This is a genomic window from Streptococcus mitis (genome assembly GCF_003942965.1).
GTDB lineage: Bacteria > Bacillota > Bacilli > Lactobacillales > Streptococcaceae > Streptococcus > Streptococcus mitis_BH.
Genome location: NZ_RJOG01000041.1, coordinates 1 through 7,167, shown reverse-complemented (window position 1 = coordinate 7,167; position 7,167 = coordinate 1). Strand labels below are relative to the sequence as shown.

Here is a 7,167-nt window from a genome sequence, read left to right as displayed (position 1 = left end):
AAACTATTTTGACAAAGATTACCTTTACCCTTTCTTGAAAAAAGTATTTTTTGCTTTATTACTGCTACATATTTTATCTTTCGTTTCAGATATGGTAAGTACGATTAAACATTTGAATAGTTTTGGAAGTATTTTATCATCTATCGTCTTTATCTCTTTACTTTTGACCTTCTTTGCAATGAATTCTCATAAAGTTCAAATGGAGAAAGAGATTGCTTTGAAGCAGAAGAAATTTGAACAGAAACATTTACAGAATTATACAGACGAAATTGTTGGCTTGTATAATGAAATCCGTGGGTTTCGACATGACTACGCTGGAATGCTTGTCAGCATGCAGATGGCAATTGACAGTGGTGATTTACAGGAAATTGACAGAGTTTACAATGAAGTTTTGGTCAAAGCAAATCACAAATTGCGTTCAGATAAGTACACTTACTTTGATTTAAACAATATAGAAGATTCAGCTTTACGAAGTTTGGTTGCTCAGTCAATTGTCTATGCTCGAAATAATGGTGTAGAGTTTACACTGGAAGTAAAAGATATAATCACTAGATTACCAATAGACTTGTTAGATTTAGTTCGTATTATGAGTGTTTTATTGAACAATGCTGTTGAAGGATCGGCTGATAGCTATAAAAAACAAATGGAAGTAGCAGTTATTAAGATGGATGTTGAAACAGTTATAGTCATCCAGAATTCATGTAAAATCACTATGACTCCTTCAGAGGATTTATTTACCTTAGGTTTTTCTACTAAGGGAAGAAATAGAGGCCTAGGACTTAATAATGTTAAAGAAATTTTAGACAAGTATGATAACATTATTTTAGAAACAGAAATGGAAGATAGCACGTTTAGACAAATCATTAGATTTAAGAGGGAATTTGAATGAAAGTTTTAATTTTAGAAGATGTTATTGAACATCAAGTTAGACTAGAGAGAATATTGGATGAAATTTCGAAAGAATCGAATATTCCAATATCATACAAGACAACGGGAAAAGTTCGTGAGTTTAAGGAATATATCGAAAATGATGAAGTAAACCAGCTTTATTTTCTAGATATTGATATTCATGGAATTGAGAAAAAAGGGTTTGAAGTTGCTCAGTTTATTCGTCATCATAATCCTTATGCTATTATCGTTTTTATTACCAGTCGATCAGAGTTTGCGACTCTAACCTATAAATANCAGGTATCAGCCCTAGATTTTGTTGATAAGGATATCAATGATGAGTTATTTAAGAAGAGAATTGAGCAAAATATTTTCTACACGAAGAGTATGTTACTTGAAAATGAAGATGTGGTAGATTATTTTGACTACAATTACAAGGGAAATGATTTAAAAATTCCTTATCATGACATTCTGTATATTGAAACGACAGGTGTCTCTCATAAATTGCGTATTATTGGTAAGAATTTTGCAAAAGAATTTTATGGTACAATGACGGATATTCAGGAAAAGGACAAACATACTCAGCGATTTTATTCTCCTCACAAGTCATTTTTAGTAAATATAGGCAATATCAGAGAAATTGATCGAAAAAACCTAGAAATTGTTTTCTATGAAGATCATCGTTGTCCTATTTCAAGATTAAAAATTAGAAAATTGAAAGATATTTTAGAGAAAAAATCTCAAAAGTAATTGACAATTAGTAAGAAATTGATATAATGGTTATATCTGCTACAGATAGAAGGTCCGTTGGTCAAGGGGTTAAGACACCGCCTTTTCACGGCGGTAACACGGGTTCGAATCCCGTACGGACTATTTTATCCGCCATAGCTCAGTTGGTAGTAGCGCATGACTGTTAATCATGATGTCGTAGGTTCGAGTCCTACTGGCGGAGTATAGATAAAAGGGAACACAGTGTTGTTCCCTTTTTTGTATCAATTTGTATCACCAAGCATTTTCATAAGGAAGTCTGTTATTTCTTGAGGACTTTCTTTTTTTCCATGTGCAATCCAAGTTTGGCAGACACCAAAAAGTGCGTGAGTTAGATAGATGCTACTGTATTCTAATTCAGTTGTATTGAGATTTAGTTGCATAAATCGCTTCTGTAAATCTGTACTGAGCATGATATGAAGTTTATTTCGTAAGAAATTTTGGATTTCTTTGGTACCGTTTTCAGAAAGAAGAGCAGCTAGAAGTGGTTCTGACTCTAGATATTCAAATACTTCTAAAATAGCATCTCTTTTGTGATGAGCATGTTTTTGAAAAATATATTCAAATGTATGAAATAGCTTGCTTTGATAATGCTCAATCATATCATACTTATCCTTATAGTGAGTATAGAAGCTGGAACGGCTAATTCCGGCTTTTTCTGCTAGCCTGACAGTAGAAATTTGATCAAATGGTTGTTCCATTAGTAATTCTACCATAGCATTTTCAATAGTTTGTTTTGTTTTTAAGCGTTTATTACTTTCTTTCATATTTCCTCCTTGTAAACAAATTAGACTATGTGTCTAAAAATGGATTTTTTATCTTGTAATTTAGATTTTTTAATGTATAATCTATTATATCAAAATTTTAGACAATGTGTTTAAAAAAGGAGAAACTATGTTTAAAGAATGGAAAGCAATTTTTAAAAAACCAACCTTTATTATTGTCATGATAGGAATTTCTCTTATTCCAGCTCTATACAATATCATATTTTTATCCTCAATGTGGGATCCATATGGGAAATTATCTGACTTACCTGTGGCAGTTGTCAATAATGATAAAGAGGCTTCCTATAATGGTAATAGCATGTCTATAGGAAAAGACATGGTGTCCAATTTAAAAGAAAATAAAACCTTGGATTTTCATTTTGTAAATGAAGAGGAAGGTAAGAAGGGGTTAGAAAATGGCGATTACTATATGGTAGTAACTTTACCAAGTGATCTATCTGAAAAAGCAGCTTCTATTCTAACGGATCACCCAGAGCAAATGCAAATCGATTATCAGACTTCAAGTGGTCATAGCTTTATTGCAAGTAAGATGAGTGATTCTGCAATGACACAATTAAAGCAGAATGTTTCTACCAATGTAACCGAGACCTATACCAAAGCTTTATTTAACAAAATGATCGATTTAAAGGATGGCATGAGTCAAGCAGCTTCAGGTAGTGAAAAATTAACTGATGGAGCGAATCAGTTAGTGACAGGAAGTCAAATATTAACTACTAACCTACACTCTTTAGCAGATTCAAGTTTAACATTTTCAAATGGAACGGAACAGTTTACTAGAGGATTATCCTCTTATGTTTCTGGTGTTGAACAACTTCATCTTGGCTTAGGGAATTTTAATAGTGGTTTAGTTACATATACTGGTGCAGTGAGTCAATTAGATAGTGGGTTAGGTCAATTATCTTCTAAAAGCCCTGAATTAGTGAGGGGAATTAATCAATTATATACTGGTGTAGAATCTTATACTGGCGGTGTTTCTAAGCTCAATGCTGGTCTTAATCAATTTTCATCTGGTGTTAGTGCCTATACAAACGGAGTGGGAAATCTTGCAACAGGTGCTAATCAGTTATCTAATCAATCAGCTACACTTCGAATGGGTGTGGAGCAATTAAGTGAAGGAATTCAACAACTTTCTAGCAAGTTAGATGCTTCGTCTGAGCAAAAAGATCAAATTAATCAATTATCTTCTGGTCTAAATCAGTTAAATCAAGCCATTCAAAATATTGATGTTGGAGATACAAAACAATTAGATTCTGTTTTATCAAGTATAGTATCTCTTTCTAATCAAATGTTAGCAAGTGCTCAGTCTGATAAAGCGACTACATTAGCAAATATTCAATCAACAGTAGCTTATCAATCATTGACAAGTGAGCAACAAGCTGAAATAAGTGCTTCTGTATCTCAAAATTCGACTGATAGTATTCAATCGGCTCAGTCAATTATAGCTTTAGTACAAGGTTTACAGGGAAGTTTAGAAAACTTACAAAATCAATCTTCAAATCTTTCGACATTAAAAAATCAAGCTAATCAAGTATTACCTATTGCTTCTACTTCTTTGACAGGATTGTCAAGTGGATTAACAGAAATACAGGGAGCAGTGACGAGTAAATTAGTTCCTGCTAGTCAGTCGATTACATCGGGTGTAAATGCATATACTGCAGGTGTTGATAAAGTTTCTCAAGGCGCAAGTCAACTAAGTGAAAAGAATTCCACCTTGACAGGTAGTTTGAACCAATTAGTTTCAGGCTCAACTACCTTGACACAAAAATCTTCTAACTTGACAGCAGGAGTTGGTCAATTAGTTGAAAAAACTCCAGAATTAGTGTCTGGTATTGAAAAATTATCAACTGGCTCTAACCAATTGAATCAAAAGAGTCAAGAATTGATAGCAGGAGTTGATAAATTGCAGTCAGGCTCTAGCCAACTCGCTGACAAATCCAGTCAGTTAATTTTAGGTGCTTCTCAATTAGAAAGTGGAGCTAATAAATTGGCAGATGGAGCTGGGAAACTATCAGAAGGTGGAACAAAGTTAACTTCTGGATTGGAAGGTTTACAGACAGGAGTTGCTTCTTTAGGACAAGGACTAAGTAATGCTAGTGAACAACTCAAATCAGCATTTACGGAATCTCAAAATGCAGAGATTTTGTCAAATCCTCTCAGTCTTTCCAAAACAGACAATGATCAAGTTCCTGTAAATGGAATTGCAATGGCTCCTTATATGATATCAGTTGCTCTCTTTGTTGCAGCAATATCAACGAATATGATTTTTGCGAAGCTGCCTTCAGGACGTCATCCAGAGAGCCGTTGGGCTTGGTTGAAATCTCGAGCTGAAATAAATGGTATTATAGCTGTTTTAGCAGGAATTTTGGTATATGGAGGAGTTCATCTTATTGGTTTAACTGCAAATCATGAGATGAGAACACTTATTCTCATTATCCTAACAAGTTTAGTATTTATGTCCATGGTGACCGCTTTAACAACATGGAATAGCCGTATAGGAGCTTTCTTTTCTCTTATTTTGCTTTTATTACAGTTAGCATCAAGTGCCGGTACTTATCCACTTGCCTTGACAAATGATTTCTTTAGAGCTATTAGTCCTTGGTTACCAATGAGTTATTCAGTTTCGGGATTGCGACAAACAATCTCTATGACAGGAAATATTCATCATCAAGTCATTTTCCTTGCAGTGATATTAGCCCTATTTACTGGTTTAGGCATGCTAGCCTATCAACCTAAGAAAATGGAAGAAGATTAAAAAATCGACCAACTGGTCGATTTTTTAAGCCTTAGATAACTTTCGTCTGTGATTATAGATTCCAAATAGTAAGAGAGAAGTAAAGGAACAGATTGCTCCAGTAATAAAACCATTGGGAATAAAGGAAAGTGTAATAGTTCCTTTCCCCTTAGGAACGTCAACTTTCATAAAGCCAGTTTGAGCTTGTTTAATTTCTATTTTCTTACCATCTTGGTAGGCAGACCAACCTTTATCATATGGAATGGTGAAGAAAATAGACGTATCTTGTTGGACATCATATGTAGCAAAGACCTTGTTTTTAGAAGTTGATACTGTGACAGATTGTTCTTTAATTTTTTGAATTGTCTCGGTGAATGTTTTGGTATCTAAACGATAGAAGGTAGGAGATTCAAATGATACTTGTGAATTTCCAGGGAAACTAACATTGATATTGAAAGTCTTTTTCTCTTTTGTATAGCTTAGATTAAAGAAGGAGAATGCATTATCAGTTGTAAAAGTTTTCTTTTCTCCATTTACAAGGATGTCAACCTTTTTTTGTTTGTCATTAGAAAAGTGAAGGTTTGTGAAAGAAAGATAAACTTGACTGTTTTCGGGAATCTCAATTTGATACTGGATTGCTGCATCCTCATTTGAAGAACTTGTAACACTAATCAAATCATCAGTATTTTCAGTTTTTTCATAAGGTATTGGAGAAAAATAATCAAAATTGACGTTAGCAAGTTGATTTAAAAACGAGGCCTGATTATCCAAAGTGTGTTCATTGAACTTGACATCATTGTAAACAGATTGACTAGCAAAGGCAATCGGAAGAGAGTATTGATTTTCATATAGGGTAAGGTTATCTTTTTGATAGATATCTTTAAAACCATACTTATCAATAGGACTGTCTGAGATATTGTACTGGATACCAAATAAACTATCAGCCAAAATACTATTATTTGCATAGCGTAGATTGAGATTAGTCCCAGAGGATTTAAACCCAAGTTTATCCAAAGTAGAGCTTGCTGAACGATTTCGAACAGATGAAAATTGAGATATTCCATTGTAGTTGAATTTCATACTGTCATTTCCTGTTTGAGTCTCTAGTTTTTCAGTACGAGTAAATTGATTTCCAATATATGTTGAGAAAGATTTCATAGCTGGGATATCTCGATTATATGCACTTCGAGAAGCAAAACCCCATTCTTTAGCAATTCCGTCCATTTGAGATGAAGCATTTAAACTCATTTCAACCATTATAAATAAAGAGATTAGAATGGCAAATAGATTTACAGAGATAAACTTTTTGATAACTGCAAGGAGTAAAAGCGAATAGACAACCAAAAATTCAAGAGTCAGTAGGATATTCAAATCTGTTAAAAAAGAATAATGCGATTTTAGATAGATGGTAGCTAAAAATCCTGTTACTATAAGAAAAAGCGAAACTAAAAAATTCCAGATTTTAATTTCTTTCAGACGATTTAAGATTTCTGCTGCTGTGTAAATTAACAAGGTAGAGAAAATCCAAGCATAGCGATGTAAAAACATGTTTGGAGTATGTATGCCTTGCCAAAATAAATCAAGAGCTTCAATATAAAAGCTTGCAATTAGAAATGTAAAGAAGATTGCATAGATAAGTTTCACGTGAAACTTAATAGATTTCAGAGTAAAAAATAAAATGGTCAAAATAAAGGGAAGGAGTCCAACAAAAATCATTGGGATGGCCCCATACTTTGTTGTGTCAAAGGAACCGATGAATTGCTTAGCAAAGAGATCAAGATACCAGCTACTTTCAGTTTGAAATTTTGTAACTTCAGTCAACTTTTCCCCATGTGTATGTAAATCAAACAGAGTAGGAAGAGTCAGAATCAAACTAGCCATACCAGCTAAAAAGGAGGTCACAACAAAATCAAGAACAGATGATTTTCGAGTTTTAAAGTCCCAAGAAATTTGACAGAGATACCAGAAAATAAGAAACAATACTGTCATATAGCC

5 protein-coding genes and 2 tRNA genes are annotated in these 7,167 nt (G+C 33.5%); 5 read left to right on the top strand and 2 right to left on the bottom strand.

The window, feature by feature from the left end; all coding sequences use genetic code 11:
- From comD to D8837_RS08785, 4 genes are all read left to right on the top strand, one after another.
- Positions 1-889 (top strand): competence system sensor histidine kinase ComD (gene comD / locus D8837_RS08800; protein WP_125456818.1); only part of this gene is annotated, 889 nt, incomplete at its 5' end.
- Positions 886-1,638, top strand: coding sequence for a competence system response regulator transcription factor ComE (gene comE, locus D8837_RS08795; protein ID WP_125456817.1), 753 nt, complete (start codon positions 886-888; stop codon positions 1,636-1,638). The genes comD and comE, both read left to right, overlap by 4 nt.
- Before the next feature lie 51 nt (positions 1,639-1,689).
- A tRNA-Glu gene (locus D8837_RS08790) sits at positions 1,690-1,761 on the top strand.
- 5 nt (positions 1,762-1,766) lie between these two features.
- A tRNA-Asn gene (locus tag D8837_RS08785) sits at positions 1,767-1,840 on the top strand.
- A gap of 40 nt (positions 1,841-1,880) precedes the next feature.
- On the opposite strand, the gene D8837_RS08780 is transcribed toward D8837_RS08785, so the two are convergent.
- Complete coding sequence (locus D8837_RS08780; protein ID WP_004269817.1) at positions 1,881-2,423, bottom strand: TetR/AcrR family transcriptional regulator; 543 nt, start codon at positions 2,421-2,423, stop codon at positions 1,881-1,883.
- A gap of 127 nt (positions 2,424-2,550) precedes the next feature.
- Here D8837_RS08780 and D8837_RS08775 point away from each other — a divergent pair, with 127 nt between their 5' ends.
- Positions 2,551-5,193: a YhgE/Pip domain-containing protein gene (locus D8837_RS08775; RefSeq protein WP_125456816.1), complete on the top strand. Its 2,643-nt coding sequence runs from the start codon at positions 2,551-2,553 to the stop codon at positions 5,191-5,193.
- Between the two features lie 24 nt (positions 5,194-5,217).
- On the opposite strand, the gene D8837_RS08770 is transcribed toward D8837_RS08775, so the two are convergent.
- The coding region (locus tag D8837_RS08770) for a YfhO family protein (protein WP_125456815.1) at positions 5,218-7,167 on the bottom strand (1,950 nt) is incomplete at its 5' end.

Bases quoted from the DNA above. Each gene is read 5' to 3' on its own strand.
- D8837_RS08780 (WP_004269817.1), bottom strand. From the start codon at position 2,423: ATGAAAGAAAGTAATAAACGCTTAAAAACAAAACAAACTATTGAAAAT.
- D8837_RS08775 (WP_125456816.1), top strand. From the start codon at position 2,551: ATGTTTAAAGAATGGAAAGCAATTTTTAAAAAACCAACCTTTATTATT.